Genomic DNA, 19,558 nt, shown 5'->3' on the forward strand with positions numbered 1-19,558 from the left:
CCGAGTGACCAGGGATTTCGAGACCGAGAAGGCCGCGCTCGCCGATGTGGTGGCGATCCCGGTGACGCCGTTCGCGGAGGACGGTTCGGTGGACGCCAGCGCCCATCGCGCGCTGCTGCGGCGGCTGCTCGACGGTGGCGTCCGCACCCTCACGCCGAACGGGAACACCGGCGAGTTCTACGCCCTCACCCCCGAGGAGCGCCACCTCGTCACCGAGCTGACCGTCGAGGAGGCCGGCGACCGCGCCGTCGTCCTGGTCGGTGTCGGCCACGACGTGCCGACCGCCGTGGCCGCCGCCCGTCACGCCCGGGACACCGGAGCACGCATGCTGATGGTCCATCAGCCCGTGCATCCGTACGTCTCCGAGGGCGGCTGGGTCGACTACCACCGCGCGGTCGCCGAGGCCGTGCCCGAGCTCGGCATCGTGCCGTACATCCGGCAGCCGCGGCTGAGCGGCACCCGGCTCGCGGAGCTCGGCTCGCTGTGCCCGAACGTGATCGGGGTGAAGTACGCCGTCCCGGACGCCTCGCGCTTCGCCGGCTTCGCCCGGGACGCCGGTCTGGACCGCTTCGTCTGGGTGGCGGGTCTTGCCGAGCCGTACGCGCCCTCGTACTTCGCGAGCGGCGCCACCGGCTTCACCTCGGGCCTGGTCAACGTGGCGCCCTCGGTGTCCCTGGAGATGCGCGATGCGCTGCGGGCCGGGGACTATCCGACCGCGATGAAGGTGTGGGAGCGGATCCGCCGCTTCGAGGAGCTGCGGGCCGCGAACGGCAGCGCGGACAATGTCACGGTCGTCAAGGAGGCGCTGGCCGCGCTCGGTCTGTGCCGCCGGGACATCCGCCCGCCGAGCCGCGAACTGCCCGAGCCGGCCCGCGCCGAGGTCGCCGCCATAGCCGCCGGATGGCAGGCATGAGTACGCGCGAGTCCCAGGGCGGGCGCAGGCCCGAGGAGCTGCGCAGCCATCGCTGGTACGGGACGGAGGGACTGCGCTCGTTCAGCCACCGTGCCCGTACGCGGCAGCTCGGTTATCTCCCCGAGGAGCACCTGGGCAAGCCGGTCGTCGCGATCCTCAACACCTGGTCCGACATCAACCCGTGCCATGTCCATCTGCGCGACCGCGCCCAGGCCGTGAAGCGCGGTGTGTGGCAGGCGGGCGGTTTCCCGCTGGAGTTCCCCGTCTCCACCCTCTCGGAGACCTTCCAGAAGCCGACCCCCATGCTCTACCGCAACCTCCTCGCCCTGGAGACGGAGGAGCTGCTGCGCTCGTACCCGGTGGACGGCGCGGTGCTGATGGGCGGCTGCGACAAGTCGACCCCGGCGCTGCTGATGGGCGCGGCGTCGGTGGACCTGCCGACCGTGTTCGTGCCGGCCGGGCCGATGCTGCCGGGCCACTGGCGCGGTGAGACCCTCGGCTCCGGTACGGACATGTGGAAGTACTGGGACGACCGGCGGGCCGGTCTGATCGGCGACAGCGAGATGGCCGAGCTGGAGAACGGGCTCGCCCGCTCCCCCGGCCACTGCATGACGATGGGCACGGCCTCCACCCTCACTGCCGCGGCGGAGACGCTCGGGGTGACGATGCCGGGCGCCTCCTCGATCCCCGCGGTCGACTCGGGCCACGACCGGATGGCGGCCGCCTCCGGGATGCGGATCGTGGAACTGATCCGGCAGGACCTGCGACTGTCGCGGATCCTGACCCGTGAGGCGTATGAGGACGCGGTCGCCGCCGTCCTGGCGCTCGGCGGGTCGACCAACGCGGTCATCCATCTGATCGCCATGGCCGGGCGGTCCGGGGTGAAGCTGACCCTGGACGACTTCGACCGCATCGCGCGGACGGTACCGGTGCTCGCCAACCTCCGCCCCGGCGGCCAGTACCTGATGGAGGACTTCCACTTCGCCGGTGGCATGCCGGGCTTCCTCTCGCGGCTCACGGATCTGCTCCATCTCGACCGTCCGACGGTCGCCCACGCGACGCTGCGGGAGCAGCTCGACGGCGCCCTCGTGCACAACGACGAGGTCATCAGGGAGCGTTCGCGCCCGCTCACGGAAGAGGGCGGGGTCGCGGTGCTGCGCGGCAACCTGTGCCCGGACGGCGCGGTGATCAAGCACATCGCCGCCGAGCCGGAGCTGCTCAAGCACACCGGGCCCGCGGTGGTCTTCGACGACTACCGCACCATGCAGCGGACCATCGACGATCCGGAGCTCGGGATCACCCGCGACCACGTCCTTGTCCTGCGCAACTCCGGGCCCAAGGGCGGTCCGGGGATGCCGGAGTACGGCATGCTGCCCCTCCCCCGTCACCTTCTTGAGCAGGGTGTGCGGGACATGGTCCGGATCTCCGACGCCCGGATGAGCGGGACGAGTTACGGCGCCTGCGTGCTCCACGTGGCACCGGAGTCGTACGTCGGCGGGCCGCTCGCCCTCGTCCGCACCGGCGACCTCATCACCCTGGACGTCGACGCACGCACGCTCCATGTGGACGTCGACGAGGAGGAGTGGGAGCGCCGACGGGCCGAGTGGACTCCCCCGCCGAAGCGTTACGAGCGCGGCTACGGCGCGCTGTACTCCGAGCAGATCTCCCAGGCCGACACCGGTTGCGACTTCGAGTTCCTGGCCAGGCCGGGAACGACTCCGGATCCGTACGCGGGCTGATGCCCCGAGCCGGTCCACCCTGTTCCATCTGTTCGGTATTTCGAACACCGTCTGCGAAGCGCTTCGCGCCCGAGAACGGAGCCGCCGTCATGGCCACAGCCGTGACCCCGCCGCCCAAGGCAGCCACGACACCCGAGACATCCCAGGCACCCGCTCGTCGCCGCCGCACGGGAGCGGCGCCACGCCGTCTGCCGTATCTGCTGATCGCCCCTGCCGCGCTGCTGATGCTGGGCTTCATCGCCTACCCCGTGCTCAGCGTCTTCTACTACAGCCTGCAGCACTACAACCCGACGAAGCCCTGGCGGAACGGCTTCGCCGGCTTCGACAACTTCACCCGGATCTTCACCGACGACCCGCACTTCTGGGGAACGCTGACCTTCAGCCTGAAGTGGGTCGCCGTCGAGGTCACCCTGCAGCTCCTCTTCGGCCTCGCGCTCGCCCTGATCGTCAACCAGACCTTCGTCGGCCGGGCGCTCGGCCGGGCACTGGTCTTCTCCCCGTGGGCCGTGTCCGGGGTGCTCACCTCGGCGATCTGGGTCCTGCTCTACAACTCGCAGACGGGTATTACCCGTTACCTCGCCGACATGGGCGTCGGCGAGTACGGGACGTCCTGGCTGTCCGACACGTCCACGGTCTTCTCCGCGGTGGTCGTCGCCGATCTGTGGCGTGGGGTGCCGTTCTTCGCGATCCTCATCCTCGCCGACCTCCAGTCCGTACCGAAGGATCTGTACGAGGCGGCCGAGGTCGACGGGGCGGGCCGGATACGGCAGTTCGTCCACATCACGCTGCCGCACCTGAAGGACGCGATCATCCTCTCCACCCTGCTGCGCGCGGTGTGGGAGTTCAACAACGTGGACCTGCTCTACACCCTGACAGGCGGCGGTCCCGCGGGCGAGACGACCACGCTCCCCCTCTACATCGCCAACACCAGTGTCGACGCCCACAACTTCGGTTACGCCTCCGCCCTGACGACGGTGGCGTTCGTGATCCTTCTCTTCTGCTCGATGGTCTATCTGCGCCTGAGCAAGTTCGGAGGCGAGAGCAAGTGATAGCCCAGGACGCCATGTCCACGGCACCGGCGGCGCCGGCCACCGAGGCCGACATGGACACCGCACCCCCTACCCGTACCCCTCCGACTCGCAGCCGCAGGCGGCGGCGCGCCTGGGACGAGGCACCGCGCTGGCAGATCTACGTGCCGCTCGGCATCTACCTCCTCTTCACCCTGATCCCCTTCTACTGGATCCTGCTCTTCGCGGTCCGCCCGGCGGGCTCCACCTCGCTGCTGCCGTGGCCGATGACGACCGCGCACTTCGAGAAGGTGTGGACGGAGCGGGCCTTCGGCACCTTCTTCCAGAACAGCCTTCTTATCGGCCTGGCGACGCTGGTGACGACCACGGTGGTCGCGCTCGCCGGTGGCTACGCGCTGGCCCGGTTCGACTTCCGGATCAAGAAGGGCTTCATGCTGGCCCTGCTCTGTTCCCAGTTCGTCCCGGGTGCCCTTCTCCTCGTCCCGCTGTTCCAGATCTTCGCCAACCTCAGCATGATCAACTCGCTGGGCAGCGTCATCATCGCGGAGACCGTCTTCCAGCTACCGCTGTCGATGATCCTGATCAGCGGGTTCATCAGGAACGTCCCATACTCCCTGGAGGAGGCCGCCTGGGTCGACGGCTGCAGCCGGTTCACTGCCTTCCGCATCGTGGTGCTGCCGTTGCTGCGCCCGGGTCTGGTGGCCGTCGGCTCGTTCGCCTTCGTCCACTCGTGGAACCACTTCCTGTTCGCGCTGATGTTCCTCAGCAGCCAGGAGAAGCAGACCATCCCGGTCGGCCTCAACACCCTGATGGGCGCGGACAGTGTGGACCTCGGCGCGCTCGCCGCCGGCGGTGTGATCGCGGCTCTGCCCGTGGTGATCGTGTTCGCCTTCATCCAGAAGTGGCTCGTCACCGGCTTCAGCGCGGGGGCGGTGAAGGGATGAGCACCGTACCCGACACCGCTCGTGAACCCCTCCCTGTCGTCCTGGCCGGCGCCCGCGGCCACGGCCGCTCCCATCTGGTGAACATCCGCCGGCTCGAACGCCTCGGCCTGGTACGGCTCGCCGGGATCTGCGAGCTGCGGCCGCTGGACGCCACGGAACTGGACGGCTTCGGTTCACCCGAGCAGTCCGACGACTTCGGTGCGCTGCTCGCCTCGACGGGTGCCCGGATCGCTGTCGTCTGCACCCCCATCCAGACGCACACCGACCTGGCCCTGATCGCCGCCCGCCACGGGGCGCATCTGCTCCTGGAGAAGCCACCGGCTCCGTCGTACGGCGAGTTCCGGCGGATGGCGGACGGGGTGGCCGCGGCCGGAGTGGCCTGTCAGATCGGCTTCCAGTCGCTCGGCTCGCACGCCGTCCCGGCGATCCGCCGGCTGATCGCGGAGGGGGCGATCGGCGAACTCCTCGGCGTCGGCGGAGCCGGGGCCTGGGTCCGCGACGAGGCGTACTTCCGGCGCGTTCCCTGGGCCGGCCGGCGGCGGATCGGCGGCGTCGACGTCGTCGACGGCGCCCTGACCAATCCGCTCGCGCACGCCGTGGCGACCGCGCTCGCGCTGGACGGCAGCACGCACGCCGAGGACGTCGAGTTCATCGAGACGGAGCTGCTGCGGGCCAACGCCATCGAGTCCGACGACACGTCGTGCGTGCGGATCCTGACCACCCACGGCACCCAGGTCACCGTCGCCGCGACGCTCTGCGCGGAGAGGTCCTCGGATCCGTACGTGGTCGTGCACGGGACCCGGGGCCGGATCACCTTCTGGTACAAGCAGGACCGGGTGCTGCTCCAACGGGCCGGGCACGGCCCGGAGGAGTCCGTGCACGGGCTGACCGACCTGCTGGAGAACCTGGTCGCCCATCTCACCGACGGCACCGAGCTGCTCGTACCGCCCGAGGCGACCGGCGCGTTCATGCGGGTCGTCGAGGCGGTCCGGCTCGCTCCCGATCCGGTGGAACTCCCCGCGGACGCCTGGCGCTCCGAGCCGGGCGAGAGCGCGCCGCGCCGGGTGGTGCACGGCATCGGCGGCCTGGTCGCCGCGAGCGCCGACACCCTCAGGCTCTACTCCGAGCTCGACGCCCCCTGGGCGCCGCTGACCGCGAAGGCGGTATCCCGATGAACGCTACGACGGTGCTGCGCTGCGCCGGCCGCGCGGTCGCGCGCTACGTCCTGCGGCCCGAGCTCGCCCCCGGTCACTCCCCGCGCCCCTACCTGCATCCCGTCTCCACCCTCGGCGGCGTCAGGGTCACCGAGCAGCTGCCCGAGGACCATCCGCACCATCTGGGTGCCGGGGTCGCCGTCCCCGACGTCGCGGGGTTCAACTTCTGGGGCGGGCGTACGTTCGTCCGCGACCAGGGCCCGACCGAGCTCGACAACCACGGCATGCAGCGGCACGACGGGTTCAAGCTCCGCGACCCCGACGGCTTCGTGGAGGAGTTGAGCTGGATCGCCGGGGAGTGCGTCCTGCTCCGTGAGCACCGGACGGTCGCCGCCACCCCGCTCGACGACACCGCCTGGGCGCTGGACCTCACCTTCTCGCTGGCCAACGCCTCGGGCGAGGAGCTGTCCTTTGGCAGCCCGGCCACCAACGGCCGGCCCGGTGCCGCCTACGGCGGATTCTTCTGGCGGGCACCGCTGGCCGCCGCCGCGCCGGACGTCTTCGGCCCGGACGCGGAGGGCGAACGAGCCGTGCACGGCGCCCGCGCCGACTGGGTCGCTCTCGCCGGCCGGGACTGGACCCTGGTCTTCGCCGGGGCCACCGAGGAGACCCGGCGCGACCCGTGGTTCGTGCGCGCCGCCGAGTACCCGGGGGTCGGATCCTCCCTGGCCTTCGACGAGCGGCTGGTCCTCGCGGCCGGTGGGACGCTGGTACGCCGCGTGGTCACCGTCGTCGCCGACGGCCGGCTCGACCGGGACGGGGCCGCCGCGCTCGTACGCAAGGCGGTGACCGCGTGAGCGGGGCCGTGCGGACGGGAAACGGGCCGACCGGGGACGTGCCGGCCAGGGCTGTACAGACCGGGGACCTGGGCAACGGGACGTACCGTAACCCCGTCCTGGCCGCGGACTGGTCCGACCCGGATGTCGTGCGGGTGAGCGAGGACTTCTACCTCACCGCGTCCAGCTTCGGCCGGGCGCCCGGGCTGCCGATCCTGCACTCCCGCGACCTGGTCAACTGGACGCTGGTCGGCCACGCCCTCGAGCGGCTGCTCCCGGAGACCTCCTTCGCCACACCGCAGCACGACCGCGGCGTGTGGGCGCCCTCGCTGCGCCACCACGACGGCCGGTTCTGGATCTTCTGGGGCGACCCGGACCACGGGATCTGGCAGACCAACTCCCCCTCCGTACGCGGAGAATGGAGCACTCCGCACCTGGTGAAGGCGGGCCGGGGCCTGATCGACGCCTGCCCCCTGTGGGACGAGTCGACGGGCGAGGCCTACCTCGTCCACGGCTGGGCCAAGTCCCGCTCGGGCGTCAACAACCGTCTCACCGGCCACCGGATGAGCGCCGACGGCACCGAACTCTTCGACGAGGGCAGGACGATCGTCGACGGTGATCTCCTCCCGGGCTGGTTCACCCTCGAAGGCCCCAAGCTCTACCGGCACGACGGCTGGTTCTGGATCTTCGCCCCCGCCGGGGGCGTGGCCACCGGCTGGCAGGGCGCGTTCCGCTCCCGGTCCTTCTTCGGCCCGTACGAGGAGCGGGTCGTCCTGGAACAGGGCGGTACGGACGTCAACGGGCCGCACCAGGGCGGCTGGGTCCGTACCGGGCGGGGCGAGGACTGGTTCCTGCACTTCCAGGAGCGCGGGGCGTACGGCCGGGTCGTCCATCTCCAGCCCCTGCGCTGGGACGGCGACGGCTGGCCGGTACTCGGCGAAGACGGCGCTCCCGTCCTCGTCCACCCCAAGCCCGCGCTGCCGCCGCAGCCACCGTCCGCTCCGGCCACCGACGACGACTTCCCCGGCGGCCGGTTCGGGAGGCAGTGGCAGTGGACGGCCAATCCGCGCGCCGGCTGGACGACCCAGCACTCCGCCGACGGTCTGCGGCTCGGCTGCGGCCGTACGGAGGAGATCGGCGACATCCGCCGGCTGCCGCACGTCCTCACCCAGCGTCTGCCCGCCCACCCCTGTGTCGTCGAGGTCGACCTGCGCCTGGACAGTCAGGAGCCCGGCGCCCGCGCCGGGATCGCGGTGCTCGGCGACGCGTACAGCTGGATCGGGCTGCAGCGGCAGACGGACGGCACCAGCCGTCTGGTGCACCGCTTCGCTCCGGTCTCGGCCGACCGGGAGAGGGACGCGGCCTTCGACCGGCCCGCGCCCGAGGACCGGGCCCGGCTGCGGATCGAGATCGGCGCGGGGGCCCGCTGCCGCTTCTCGTACGACACCGGTGAGGGCTTGGTCCGCTCCGGTCAGGTCTTCGCCGCCACCCCCTGGCGCTGGGTCGGCACGCTGATCGGCCTGTTCGCCGCCGCTCCGACGGGCACGGGCCCCGCCGGTACGGCCGAATTCACCACGTTCCGCATCACCCCGAGCGCTGTCCCCCCGAGCGCCATCCCCCCGAGTGAACCGAAAGACCCGGAAGACCCGAGAGAAGAGAGCCGACGATGACCATCTTCCGCAGCGGGCGGCGCAGAGCCGCCAGTGCCCTCGCCCTGACCACCGTCCTCGCGCTGACCGTCACCGCCTGCGGCGACGACGGCAGCGGCGCCGCAGGTGACAAGGGCACCGAAGGGTCCGGCAAGGGAGAGATCACCTTCTGGGACAACAACGGCGGTGTCCGCACCGACGTCTGGAAGGAGATCATCAAGGACTTCGAGACGGCGAACCCCGACATCAAGGTGACGTACGTCGGTATCGCCGCGAAGGAAGTGCAGTCCAAGTACGACACGGCCATCCAGGGCGGCGGTCTGCCGGACGTCGGCGGCGTCGGCGCGGCGATGCTCGCCGGGATCGCCGCTCAGAACGCCCTGGAGCCGCTCGACTCCCGGATCGACGGCAGCTCGCTCAAGGGCAAGCTGAACGCGGGCATGGTCGACAGCGTGAAGAGCGCCGGCGGGCAGGGGAAGCTCTTCACCGTCCCGACCTCCGCGAGCAACGGCGTCCTCTACTACCGCACCGACCTGTTCAAGGCTGCCGGTCTGGAGGAGCCCACCACCTGGTCGAAGTTCTACGCGGCGGCGGACAAGCTGACGGCCAAGGACAAGAACAGGTTCGGCTACACCATCCGCGGCGGCGCCGGCTCCATCGCGCAGGCCCTGGACGCCATGTACGGCCAGAGCGGCATCACCAGCTTCTGGAACGGCGACAAGACCACGGTCAACGACCCGAAGAACGTGGCGGCCCTGGAGAAGTACGTCGGTCTCTTCAAGAAGAACACGCCCGCGGCAGACGTCAACAACGACTTCACCAAGATGGTCGCCCAGTGGGACAGCGGCGAGATCGGCATGCTGAACCACAACCTGGGTTCCTACCAGGACCATGTGAAGGCCCTGGGCACCGAGAAGTTCCGCGGCATCCCCAACCCGACGACGGACGACGGCACCCGGGTCCAGGTCTCCAACCCGGTCGACGGTCTCGGGCTGTTCTCCTCCAGCAAGAACAAGGCGGCGGCCTGGAAGTTCATCGAGTTCGCCGCCTCGCACCAGTCGAACAGCAAGTGGAACGAGTCGGCCGGCGCCATCCCGGCCAACACCGAGGCTGCGCAGGACGCCTGGATCCAGAAGGCCGAGCCGACGAAGCTCGCCGCCGAGGTGCTGTTCAGCGGCAAGGCCACCATCGTGCAGCTGCCGTACTACCTGCCCGACTGGAACACCATCTCCAAGGCGGACAACGAGCCCGGCTTCCAGAAGGTCCTGCTCGGGAAGTCCACGGCGAAGGAGTTCCTGGACGGTCTGGCCGAGCAGCTCAACACCGCGCAGGCCGAGTGGAAGTCGCAGAAGAAGTGACGGCCGGACTCACCCGCCGTCAGGTGGTCGCGGCCGGGGCGGGCCTCGCGCTCGCCCTGGGCGCGGCCCCCGCCGCGGCGGCCCTCCCCCGATCCTCCCGAGGACACCACCGTATGCGCACGCTGTACATCGCCGGCGACTCCACGGCCGCCCAGAAGTACGCCGACGCCGCGCCCGAGACCGGGTGGGGCATGGCGCTCCCCTTCTTCCTCCACAAGGACATCGCGGTCGCCAACCACGCGATCAACGGCCGCAGTACCAAGAGCTTTCTCGACGAGGGCCGACTGGACGCGATCCTGGAGGTGATCCTCCCCGGCGACCTGCTGCTGATCCAGTTCGGCCACAACGACCAGAAGGTCGCCGACCCGACGCGCTACACCGAGCCCTGGTCCACCTACCAGGACAATCTGCGCCGGTACGTCGCCGGCGCACGGGAGCGCGGGGCGCTGCCCGTCCTCGCCACCTCCGTCGAGCGGCGCAGGTTCGACGCCGCCGGCACGGCCCTGCGGACCCTCGGGGAGTACCCGGCCGCCATGAGGGCGGTCGCCCAGGAGGAGGGCGTCGGCATGCTCGACGTCCAGGAGCTGTCCCTGGCGCTGTGGCAGAAGCTCGGCCCGGAGGCGACCAAGACGTACTTCAACTGGACGCCGACCGAGCAGGACAACACCCACTTCAACCCGCCCGGCGCCATCGCCGTGGCCCGGCTGGTCGCGGCCGAGCTGCTGCACACCCGCGTGCTCGCACCGAGCGACACCCGCCGTCTCGACGAGGAGATCCCCGCCGAGTGGATCACCTGGCCCGATGCCGAACCCGAGGAGAACCGACCATGAGCGGACGCAGAAACCTGTGCCTGACGGGGGCGACCGCCCTCGTCCTGAGCCTCACGGGCGGCCTGTTGGGGCCGGCCACCGCCCAGGCCGCGTCCGACCCCGCACGCCGGACGCTGCCCGCCGGGGACGGCTGGGGCTCGGCGGGCGCGGGGACGAGCGGTGGCGCGGCGGCGGACGCCTCCCGGGTCTTCACCGTCACCACCTGGGAGGAGTTCCGGTCCGCGCTCGCCGTCCCGGGCACCGAGCCGAGGATCGTCAAGGTCGTCGGCACGCTGAACGCGACCGCCGCGGGCTGCTCGGCGTTCGAGGCCCCCGGCTACGACTTCGACCGGTACCTCGCCGACTACGACCCGGCGGTCTGGGGCTACGAGAACGAGGTCAGCGGCCCTCAGGAGGACCTGCGGGCGGCCTCCGCCACGGCCCAGGGCAAGGCGATCAAGGCGTACGTCCCCGCCAACACCACCATCGTCGGCCTCGGCAAGGACGCCGGGATCGTCGGCGGCAGCCTGCAGATCCAGGGCGTCGACAACGTCATCGTCCGCAATCTGACCGTGGAGAGCCCGCTCGACTGCTTCCCGCAGTGGGACCCGACGGACGGCGCGACGGGCGCGTGGAACTCCGAGTACGACAGCATGGTCGTGTACGGCTCCACGCATGTCTGGATCGACCACAACACCTTCACCGACGGGGCCCACCCGGACAGTTCGCTGCCTGCGTACTACGGCGAGATCTACCAGCAGCACGACGGCGAGCTGGACATCGTGCGCGGCGCCGACCTGGTTACGGCGTCCTGGAACGTCTTCGCCGACCACGACAAGACGCTGATGATCGGCAACAGCGACAGCGCGGGCGCCACCGACCGCGGCAAGCTGCGGGTCACGCTGCACCACAACCTCTTCACGAACGTGATCGAGCGGGCGCCGCGGGTCCGCTTCGGCCAGGTCGACGCGTACAACAACCACTTCGTGGTGCCGGCGTCCGGTTACGCGTACAGCCTCGGGATCGGCCTGGAGTCCCAGCTCGTCGCCGAGAAGAACGCGTTCACCGTGCCGGCGGGCGTCGGTGTGGGCAAGATCCTCAAGAAGTGGAAGGACGCCCCGGTCACGACCACGGGCAATCTCGTCAACGGCAGGCCCGTCGACCTGCTGGCCGTCCACAACGCGGAGTTCCCCGGCGAGGTCCTGCGTGACGGGGCCGGCTGGACACCCACGCTGCGCACCCGGGTCGACGACCCGCGGGCCGTGCCGGGTCTGGTCGACCACCGCGCGGGCGCGGGCCGGCTCTGCTGACCGGAGGCGGGGGCGGCCCCCCTCGGGGCCACCCGTCCGGCCGCCGCCCCCGCCTCCCGCTCACCTCACCTTTCGTATGTTCCGCCGCACAGAAGGAGTCTTGTCATGCCCCCGCCCAGTCGCCGTGCTCTGCTCACCGCGAGCGCCGGAGCGCTGCTCTCCCTCGGTCTGCACGCGGCGCCTGCCGCGGCCCGCTCCGGCGGCGCGTTCGGCCGGTACGGATCGCCCGCCGCCCGGCTCACCGCGCGCACCCTGTACGTCCACCCGGGCGGCCTCGGCGACCACGCCTCGGTCCAGGCCGCGGTGAACGCCGCCGGCGGACCCGGCTGGACGCTGGTCATTGCCCCGGGTACGTACCGGGAGACCGTGGCCGTCAGCCTCGCCCGTACCGACATGACCTGGGTCGGAGCGAGCGAGAACCCCCGCGACGTCGTCGTCGTGTACGACAACGCGGCCGGGACGACCCGCCCCGACGGCACCACGTACGGCACGAGCGGCTCGGCCACGACCACCGTCCAGGCGGACGGCTTCACCGCGCGGTGGATCACCTTCGCCAACGACTTCCTGCGCACCGACCTCCCCGGGAACCCCGGCACCCAGGCGGTCGCGCTCAAGGTGCAGGGCGACCGGTCCGCGTTCTTCCACTGCCGGTTCCTCGGTCATCAGGACACGCTGTACGCCGACTCCATGGCCCTGGCCGCCGTCGCCCGTCAGTACTTCGCACACTGCTACGTCGAGGGAGACGTCGACTTCGTCTTCGGGCGGGCGCGCGCGGTCTTCGAGCACTGTCACTTCCGTACGCTGGTGCGCCCTGATCTCGCCTCGGCCCCGCACGGCTTCGTCTTCGCCCCCTCGACCGCCCGCGCCAACCCGTACGGGTATCTGGCCCTGCACTCCCGGGTGACCAGCGAGGCTCCGGACGGCTACTACAAGCTGGCCCGCCCCTGGGTGCCCGGTTCGGACACGACCGCCTGGCCGTCCCTCGTCGTGCGCGACAGCGTGCTCGGTCCCGGGATCGACGCCGTGGCGCCGTACGCGAACATGCGGGAGGCGTACCCCTGGCAGGCCCAGCGCTTCGCCGAGTACCGCAACACCGGCCCCGGAGCCGAGATCGCCGTTCCCGAGAACCGACCCCAACTCACGCCGTTCGAGGCCGAGTCGGCGACCAGGAGTACGTACCTCGGGGACTGGAAGCCCACTCCCGTCTGCGCCTGAACCACGAGAGGACCCGCACGTCATGTCTCGTCACGGAACCACGCGCACCACGTCCGTCGCCCTGTCCCTGTCCCTGCTCACCGCCTGCGCCGGTCTTGGCGTTCTGGCCACCCCGGCCCATGCGGCCACCGTCGTCGTCTCCACGTCGACCGCGCTCGCCGACGCGGTCAGGAACGCCACCCCCGGTACGGTCATCCAGATCCGCGGCGGCACCTACTACCCGGCCTCGACGCTCCAGTCCACCGCCAACGGTACGGCGAGCAGTCGCATCCAGCTCCGGCCGTACGGCTCCGAGACCGTACGGATCGACGGCTCGAACCTGCCCGCAGGGTCCTGGATCTTCAAGCTCACCGCCGACTACTGGACGGTCTCGAACCTCACCTTCCAGAACTCTCCGGACAGCGCGGTCGTCTGCACCTCCTGCACCGGCACGGAATGGAACTCCATCCGGACGATCAACGGCGGCGACTCCGGCTTCACGCTCACCGGGGACGCCACCGACAACAACACCGTCCGGAACCTGGACTCGTACGGGCACTACGACGCCGCCAACCACGGCGAGAACGCCGACGGGCTCGCCGTGAAGTTCGGCTCGGGGACCGGCAATCTGATCACCGGCGCCCGGCTCTACAACAACTCGGACGACGGCATCGACCTGTGGTCCTGGTCGAGCCCGCTGACAGTGGAGCACACCTGGGCGTACGGAAACGGCCGCAACCGCTGGTCGGACACCGCCTTCGCGGGCGACGGCAACGGCTACAAACTGGGCGGCGACGGCGAGGTCGTGGCCCATGTCGTCAACAACTCGGCGGCCTGGGACAACGCGGGCAACGGATTCACCGAGAACAGCAACAAGGGCGCCATCGCCATCAACCGCACCACGTCGTACGCCAACGGCAAATGGGGCTACTACTTCGCCACGGGCGCGGCGCGGCTCGGCAAGAACCTCGCTGTGGGCAACGGCTCGGGCCTGGCCAACCGGGGCTCCTCGGTGGTCTCCGCGGGCAACAACTGGGACTCCGGGATCTCGACACCCACCTTCGTGAGTACCGATGCCACCAGCGCGTACGGCGCACGCAAGGCCGACGGCTCGCTGCCGGCGACGACGTTCCTCACGACCGGGTCGACCACGATCGGTTCGACGATGAACTGACCGGACCGGCGTCATGGGGAGTGATCTGGCCCCTCCCCATGACGTCCCGGCCGGACCGTGAAGTCGCCTCGCACCGTGGTCGGTTCGCGGTCGGCTCCGGCCGCCGCCGTGACGGCGAACGCGTCGTGCGTGGCATCGCGTACACCCTCGGCGTGGTTGTACTGGGCGGCGAACACATGCCGCCCGGGCGGGACCGCGCGCCCCGGTTTCAGGGTCCAGCGGTAGACGAGGGCCGCGCCCTCCTCCCGTACCGTGACGGCGAAGTCCGCGGCGTCCAGAGTGCGCCAATGGCCGGTGCTCGCGACGCCGCCGGTCTGGGCGACGCGCAGTTCGACGGTGAGCGTGCGCAGGCGGGCGGGTGTGTCGAGAGTGAGGTTGCTCTGCGCCCACCAGCGGTTGCTTCCGGGGTCGATGCCGCCCCAGGCCCGCGGTACGGACAGAGGGGTGGCCGCCGGCGGGGCGTCCGGACGCGCCAGCCGGGCCGCGCCGAAGCCTCCGGCGACCAGGAGCACCGCCACGGCGGACGCCACCACGAGGGCCCGGGACCACGGGGCCGCGAAGCCCCGGCGGTGGGCGGCGGGCTCCGGCCCCGCGGCGATGCCGCGTTCGACGCGGGCGAGGACACGGGCGCGGTCGGGCTGGTACGCGTCGGCCGCCTCGCGCAGTTGCCGGCGGATCGGGTCGTCGTCCATCAGTTCCTCCCGCCGAGCAGTTCCGAGGCGGCACGGGGGCCGAGCAGCCGGTGCAGTTCCGCCATGCCCTTCGACGTCTGGCTCTTGACCGTACCGACCGAGACCCCGAGGGCCAGTGCGGTGTCCCGCTCGGAGAGGTCGAAGGCGTGCCGCAGGACCACACAGGCACGTTTACGGAAGGGCAGGGCACGCAACGCGGTCCGTACGTCCACGATCACGGGTATGTCCGGGTCGTCGACGTGCTCGGAGCGCCGGTCCCAGAACAGCGCGACACGGCGCCGCTCCCGCACGGCGCCGCGGATCCGGCTCCGGACGAGGTTGGCGACGACGCCCCTGGCGTAGGCGACGGGGTGGTCCGTTCGGCGCACCCGGTCCCAGCGGTGCCAGAGCGCGACCATCGCGTCGGCCGCGAGGTCGTCGGCGACATCCGCCTCTCCGGTCAGCAGATGGGCGAGACGGGCGAGTTCGGCGTAGTGGCGCTCGAAGAACTCATGGAACTCCGCCGCCGTCTCATCGGCGGCGGTGACCACCGGGCGACCTCTCCGTGCGGTCGCCGGACGAAGGGGCGGAGTCGGCGGCCGGGCCCGAGCCGGCGCGCACGGTGAGCTCCGGGGTGATCAGCACCGTGCCCGGTTCCTGTGTTCCGTCGAGGTGGGCGAGGAGGCGTTCCACCGCGAGGCGGCCCATCTCCTGGGCGGGAATGCCTACGGAGGTCAGCGGTACGGATGCCTGTGCGGCCACCTGGGCGGCGCAGACGGCGACCACGGAGACGTCCTCGGGCACCGCGCGGCCCTGCTGGCGCAGGAGGGCGAGGAGGGGTTCGACGGCTGCCTCGTTCTGGACGACGAGGCCGGTGGTCGCGGGGCGCTCCTCGAAGATCCGGCCGACGGTGGCGGTCACGGCTGCGTAGGAGCTTTCGGAGGGACGATGGAGCAGACCGACGCCGTACTCGTGCGCAGCGCCGCGCAGCCCCGCGAGGGTGCGTTCGGCGAAGCCGGTCCCGCGCTCGTAGACGGCGGGCGGCTCGCCGAGGACGGCGATCTGCCGGTGGCCGAGCTCGGCGAGATGGCGTACGCACAGGGCGCCGGCCGCCTCGAAGTCCAGGTCGACGCAGCTCAGTCCGGTGGTGTCGGCCGGCAGCCCGATGAGTACGGCGGGGCGTTCGGCCTGGCGCAGGAGGGGCAGACGCGGGTCGTCGAGCTCCACGTCCATCACGATCATGGCGTCGGCGAGCGCGCTGCCCTCGACGCGGCGCACGGCGTCCGGTCCCTCCTCGCCGGTGAGGAGCAGGACGTCGTAGCCGTGGGCGCGGGCCGCGGTGGTGACGGCCATGGCGATCTCCATCATGACCGGGAGGTAGAGGTCGACGCGCAGCGGCATCATCAGGGCGAGGATCTGTGTCCGGCTGCTGGCCAGGGCGCGGGCCCCGGCGTGCGGCCGGTAGCCGAGCTCGTCGATGGTGCGCTGGATGCGCTCGCGGGTGGAGGCCGAGATGGAGCGTCTGCCACTGAGCGCGTAACTGACCGTGCTGGCCGACACTCCTGCGTGGCGGGCGACATCGGCGAGGGTGACCATTCCCCGACCCTAGGCGGCAGTTCGGCGACGTGTCCAGGCGCATCTTCAGGGCGCGCCCGGCCGGCGGGCGGACAGGCGGCGGCGGGACGGAGAAGGGCCGGACGGCCCCGCCTGAAAGCGGGTCCGTCCGGCCTCGTCGTACGCGGAGCTGCCTCCCGCGGGGCGCTGCTATTCGAGCAGCTCCGCGTACGCGCCCATGGCCAGGGCGATGTCCGCCTGGGCCCAGAACCGGTGGTACGTGAAGACGGGCGCGGCGCCGCCCGCCAGATAGGCCTCGATCTTCGGCCAGGCCGGGTCGTCCTGGTAGAAGGAGCGGATCGAGGAGAAGGTGGAGTTCGCGTTCACCGCGTCGCCGTTGGGCATGGTGCCCGTCCAGCTGCTCGGTACGTACACGGGGTCGTCGAACCGGTTGTAGTCGGCGCGGGTCTCCGGGACGGCGACGCCCAGCGGGTCCTGGTGGTGGGTCCACATGCCGTCGAGGAGGGCCTTGGCGACCCGCTTCGCCTCGGCGTGCCCGGACTTGGCCGCGTAGTAGGTGAGCGTCTTGGCGTAGGCGGCGGCCACACCCACGTCGTCGGTGTAGTCGGCGACGGTGACGTGCAGACCCGCGTTGGCGCCGGGGTTCGCGGCGTTCCAGGTGTCGGGCGCTCCGGACCACTGGAGGGTGGAGGGGATGCGGTAGGTGCCGTCGGGGTTGATCGTGGTCTTCGACAGCGCCCAGCCGACCCACTTGTCCAGGACGGTCTTGGCGGCCGCGTCACCGGTCTGCCCGTAGTACTCGGCGACCCGCTCCATGGACCAGGCCTGGAAGCCGAACCACTGGTTGGAGGCCGGGTCGTGGTAGACGGGCTTCTCGTCGTAGAAGAGGCCGTGGAAGGTGGGGGTTCCGGCCGGGGGCTGGGCGTAGCGGCCCTGCCAGCTGTTGGTGGCGCCGCCGGCGATGGCGCCCTCGTCGGACTGGAGCCAGCGGTAGAACTCCAGCTGCCGGTCGAGGCTGGTCGCCCAGTCCGCCGCGCCGGTCGCCGACTTGGGCTTCAGCGGGGCGTACTCGCTGAGCGCGTAGGCGGCGAGCGGGTTCTGGTAGCCGCCGTGGGCGTGGCTGGAGCCGATCCGCCAGGACCAGCCGGCACTGGTGTCGGTGGCGCCGCCCCAGGCGTAGTACCAGGACATCAGGTAATGGGCGCTGTCCTTGCCGGTGCCGGCGGGGCAGGCGGTCGGTCCGACGCAGTTCCCGGACTTCTTGAAGTACTTGTCGAACATGGAGTAGCGCAGGTAGTCGCCCATCTTGGCCGCCTTGGAGACGGTCGCGGTGACCTGGGCTCCCTTGCCCTGCTCCTTGGCCCAGATGTCGGCCCAGTAGGCGGCCTGGACGGCGCGGGCGTCGGCGTCGGGGGCGTTGGTGAACTTCCACTGCTTGGCGTAGGAGGCGTCCCCGGTGAAGAGATCGAGGTAGCCGTTCCTGCCGCCGAAGGAGAAGTTGTCGCAGGTGGGGTGAGGGACGGTCTCCCAGACGGACTCCTGCGGGCCGCGCTGGAAGGTGTTGATGTACGAGGGGCCGGTCGCGGCCGGTCCGGTGGAGCACGTGCCGGGCTCGTTGCCGTAGCCGTAGACGTTGTCGACGTCCTGGAGCCAGTGCATGCCGTAGATGTCGTCGGTGCCGTAGGCGCTCTTCAGCTCGCCGGCGATCGGGTCGGCGCCGGCCGTGACCCCGCCGTCGAGCCGGGCCGGGTACTGGGACGGCAGGTCGTGCTCGGGTGCATAGGTGGCGGGCTTCGAGGCGTTGTATGTGGAGTTGGTGGGCTGGTCGGCGTGGGTGGGGATCATGAACTTCTCCATGGTGTCCCACGCGCCGTTGAACTTGGTCCAGTCGCCGGTGATCTTCCCGTACATGGCCTGGAGCCAGATCAGATAGCTGTACGCCTCCGAGGTCGTCTCGTGCCCGTGGTCGGGGGCCTCGACGATCAGGGTCTCGACGGAGTGGTACGGGACGCCCTCGGGCGAGAAGTAGCCGTTGGCCGGGTTCGTGATCTTCCCGTGGAGGTCGAGGAAGCGGGCGTCGTAGGTGGAGGCGGCGGCCAGCTGGGTGGCGGTGACCTCGGCCTTGGTGTGGCCGGGGGCGGTCGCGGTGAGGACGGCCGAGCCGGTTCCGGTGGCCGCGGCGGCGACGGTCACCTTCTGGGCGGTGTTCCAGTTCGCCGGGGTGAAGGTGAGGGTCCCGCCGGCGGAGACCGTGAGGTTGGTGTTGCCCGACGTGCGCGTGGTGGTCACGGTGACGTTCGCGGACGGCTGGGTGGAGAGCTTGAGGTCGAAGGTCCCGGTGGTGCCCTGGCGTACGGCGATCTGGGCCGGGGCGGCGACGAGGGCGGGGCCCGCGGCGACGGTGATCCCGACCGGGGCCGACTCCGCGGAGGCGCCGATGCTGTCATACGCCTTGGCGTAGAGGGAGTGGGGGCCGGCGGCCAGACCGGTGGCGTCGAGGGCGTACGGGGCCGTGGTGTCGGTACCGAGCAGCGTGGTGTCGCTGTAGAACTCGACCTTGCTGATGGTCGCCTGGTCGGCGGCGGCCGCGGTGGCGGCCAGCGGGACCGGGTCGCCCTGGGTGAAGACGGCTCCGGCGGCGGGGCTGGTGAGCACGGCGAGCGGTGGCTGATGGGCGCCGGTACAGGGGGTGCCGTTGACGGCGAAGGCGGTCGGGGCGGTGTTGGTGCCGGTGTACGCGAACTGGGCGCCGGTCGTGACGGCCGCCCCGGCCGCGACGGTCCTGTTCCAGTCGGCGTGGGCGACCGTGACGTTCTTCCCGGACTGGGACCAGGTGCCGTTCCAGCCGTTCGTGAGCTTCTGGTCGCCGGCGTAGGCGTAGGTCACGGTCCAGCCGTCGAGCGGGGTGGTGGCCCGGTTGGTGAGGGTCAGCTCGGCGGTGAAGCCGGAGCCCCAGTCGTTGGTCTTGTAGTCGACGCTGCACTGCACCGCCGCGGCGTGGGCCGTCGTGCCGACCGCGGTGAAGCCGAGGGGAAGCGACAGGGCGGCGGCCAGTGCGGTCAGGAGTCGGCGCGATCTTCCTGGAGGCATGCGGTGGTTCTCCTCGCGGCTCGGGAGGTGGGGTTGTGCGAGGGCATGAGCACAAGCTCTGAACCAGTGGGAGCGCTCCCACAATGCAGAAGGGACGGAAGGGCGTCAAGACGT

16 protein-coding genes are annotated in these 19,558 nt (G+C 71.0%); 12 read left to right on the top strand and 4 right to left on the bottom strand.

Annotation, left to right across the window (positions count from 1 at the left end; genetic code table 11):
* The first annotated feature begins 4 nt into the window (after positions 1-4).
* The 12 genes from ACZ4VI_RS00245 to ACZ4VI_RS00300 all read left to right on the top strand — a co-directional run bounded on the left by ACZ4VI_RS00245 (position 5) and on the right by ACZ4VI_RS00300 (position 14,108).
* A complete protein-coding gene (locus ACZ4VI_RS00245; RefSeq protein WP_467995200.1) occupies positions 5-913 on the top strand; it encodes a dihydrodipicolinate synthase family protein in 909 nt (302 codons plus the stop codon).
* Entirely contained in the window at positions 910-2,652 is a 1,743-nt protein-coding gene (gene araD / locus ACZ4VI_RS00250; protein WP_467995201.1) for an L-arabinonate dehydratase, read from the top strand. Before ACZ4VI_RS00245 ends, araD begins: the two co-directional genes overlap by 4 nt.
* Before the next feature lie 89 nt (positions 2,653-2,741).
* Positions 2,742-3,701: a carbohydrate ABC transporter permease gene (locus ACZ4VI_RS00255; RefSeq protein WP_467995203.1), complete on the top strand. Its 960-nt coding sequence runs from the start codon at positions 2,742-2,744 to the stop codon at positions 3,699-3,701.
* Positions 3,698-4,624 carry a carbohydrate ABC transporter permease gene (locus ACZ4VI_RS00260; protein WP_467995205.1) on the top strand — a complete coding sequence of 309 codons (927 nt, stop codon included), beginning with the start codon at positions 3,698-3,700 and terminating at the stop codon, positions 4,622-4,624. Before ACZ4VI_RS00255 ends, ACZ4VI_RS00260 begins: the two co-directional genes overlap by 4 nt.
* Positions 4,621-5,799, top strand: coding sequence for a Gfo/Idh/MocA family protein (locus ACZ4VI_RS00265; protein ID WP_467995206.1), 1,179 nt, complete (start codon positions 4,621-4,623; stop codon positions 5,797-5,799). The genes ACZ4VI_RS00260 and ACZ4VI_RS00265 overlap by 4 nt, the downstream gene beginning before the upstream one ends.
* Entirely contained in the window at positions 5,796-6,635 is an 840-nt protein-coding gene (locus ACZ4VI_RS00270; protein ID WP_467995208.1) for a DUF6807 domain-containing protein, read from the top strand. Before ACZ4VI_RS00265 ends, ACZ4VI_RS00270 begins: the two co-directional genes overlap by 4 nt.
* A 38-nt stretch (positions 6,636-6,673) precedes the next feature.
* A complete protein-coding gene (locus ACZ4VI_RS00275; RefSeq protein WP_467996241.1) occupies positions 6,674-8,284 on the top strand; it encodes a glycoside hydrolase family 43 protein in 1,611 nt (536 codons plus the stop codon).
* Positions 8,281-9,621 carry an ABC transporter substrate-binding protein gene (locus ACZ4VI_RS00280; protein WP_467995209.1) on the top strand — a complete coding sequence of 447 codons (1,341 nt, stop codon included), beginning with the start codon at positions 8,281-8,283 and terminating at the stop codon, positions 9,619-9,621. The genes ACZ4VI_RS00275 and ACZ4VI_RS00280 overlap by 4 nt, the downstream gene beginning before the upstream one ends.
* Before the next feature lie 56 nt (positions 9,622-9,677).
* On the top strand, positions 9,678-10,451 hold the full coding sequence (locus ACZ4VI_RS00285) for a rhamnogalacturonan acetylesterase (RefSeq protein WP_467996243.1): 774 nt from the start codon (positions 9,678-9,680) through the stop codon (positions 10,449-10,451).
* Complete coding sequence (locus ACZ4VI_RS00290) at positions 10,448-11,740, top strand: pectate lyase family protein (protein WP_467995210.1); 1,293 nt, start codon at positions 10,448-10,450, stop codon at positions 11,738-11,740. Before ACZ4VI_RS00285 ends, ACZ4VI_RS00290 begins: the two co-directional genes overlap by 4 nt.
* A 105-nt stretch (positions 11,741-11,845) precedes the next feature.
* Positions 11,846-12,955 carry a pectinesterase family protein gene (locus tag ACZ4VI_RS00295; protein WP_467995212.1) on the top strand — a complete coding sequence of 370 codons (1,110 nt, stop codon included), beginning with the start codon at positions 11,846-11,848 and terminating at the stop codon, positions 12,953-12,955.
* Between the two features lie 22 nt (positions 12,956-12,977).
* On the top strand, positions 12,978-14,108 hold the full coding sequence (locus tag ACZ4VI_RS00300; RefSeq protein WP_467995214.1) for a right-handed parallel beta-helix repeat-containing protein: 1,131 nt from the start codon (positions 12,978-12,980) through the stop codon (positions 14,106-14,108).
* 11 nt (positions 14,109-14,119) lie between these two features.
* On the opposite strand, the gene ACZ4VI_RS00305 is transcribed toward ACZ4VI_RS00300, so the two are convergent.
* The 4 genes from ACZ4VI_RS00305 to ACZ4VI_RS00320 form a co-directional block, all read right to left on the bottom strand.
* A complete protein-coding gene (locus tag ACZ4VI_RS00305; protein WP_467995216.1) occupies positions 14,120-14,800 on the bottom strand; it encodes a hypothetical protein in 681 nt (226 codons plus the stop codon).
* Positions 14,800-15,330: a SigE family RNA polymerase sigma factor gene (locus tag ACZ4VI_RS00310; protein ID WP_467995218.1), complete on the bottom strand. Its 531-nt coding sequence runs from the start codon at positions 15,328-15,330 to the stop codon at positions 14,800-14,802. The genes ACZ4VI_RS00305 and ACZ4VI_RS00310 overlap by 1 nt, the downstream gene beginning before the upstream one ends.
* The gene (locus ACZ4VI_RS00315; RefSeq protein WP_467995220.1) at positions 15,311-16,375 is read right to left on the bottom strand and encodes a LacI family DNA-binding transcriptional regulator; all 1,065 of its coding nucleotides are present in this window, start codon (positions 16,373-16,375) and stop codon (positions 15,311-15,313) included. Before ACZ4VI_RS00315 ends, ACZ4VI_RS00310 begins: the two co-directional genes overlap by 20 nt.
* A 168-nt stretch (positions 16,376-16,543) precedes the next feature.
* Complete coding sequence (locus tag ACZ4VI_RS00320; RefSeq protein WP_467995221.1) at positions 16,544-19,444, bottom strand: glycoside hydrolase family 48 protein; 2,901 nt, start codon at positions 19,442-19,444, stop codon at positions 16,544-16,546.
* Between the last annotated feature and the right edge of the window lie 114 nt (positions 19,445-19,558).

The sequence above is a fragment of the Streptomyces sp. NPDC029169 genome, assembly GCF_055563935.1.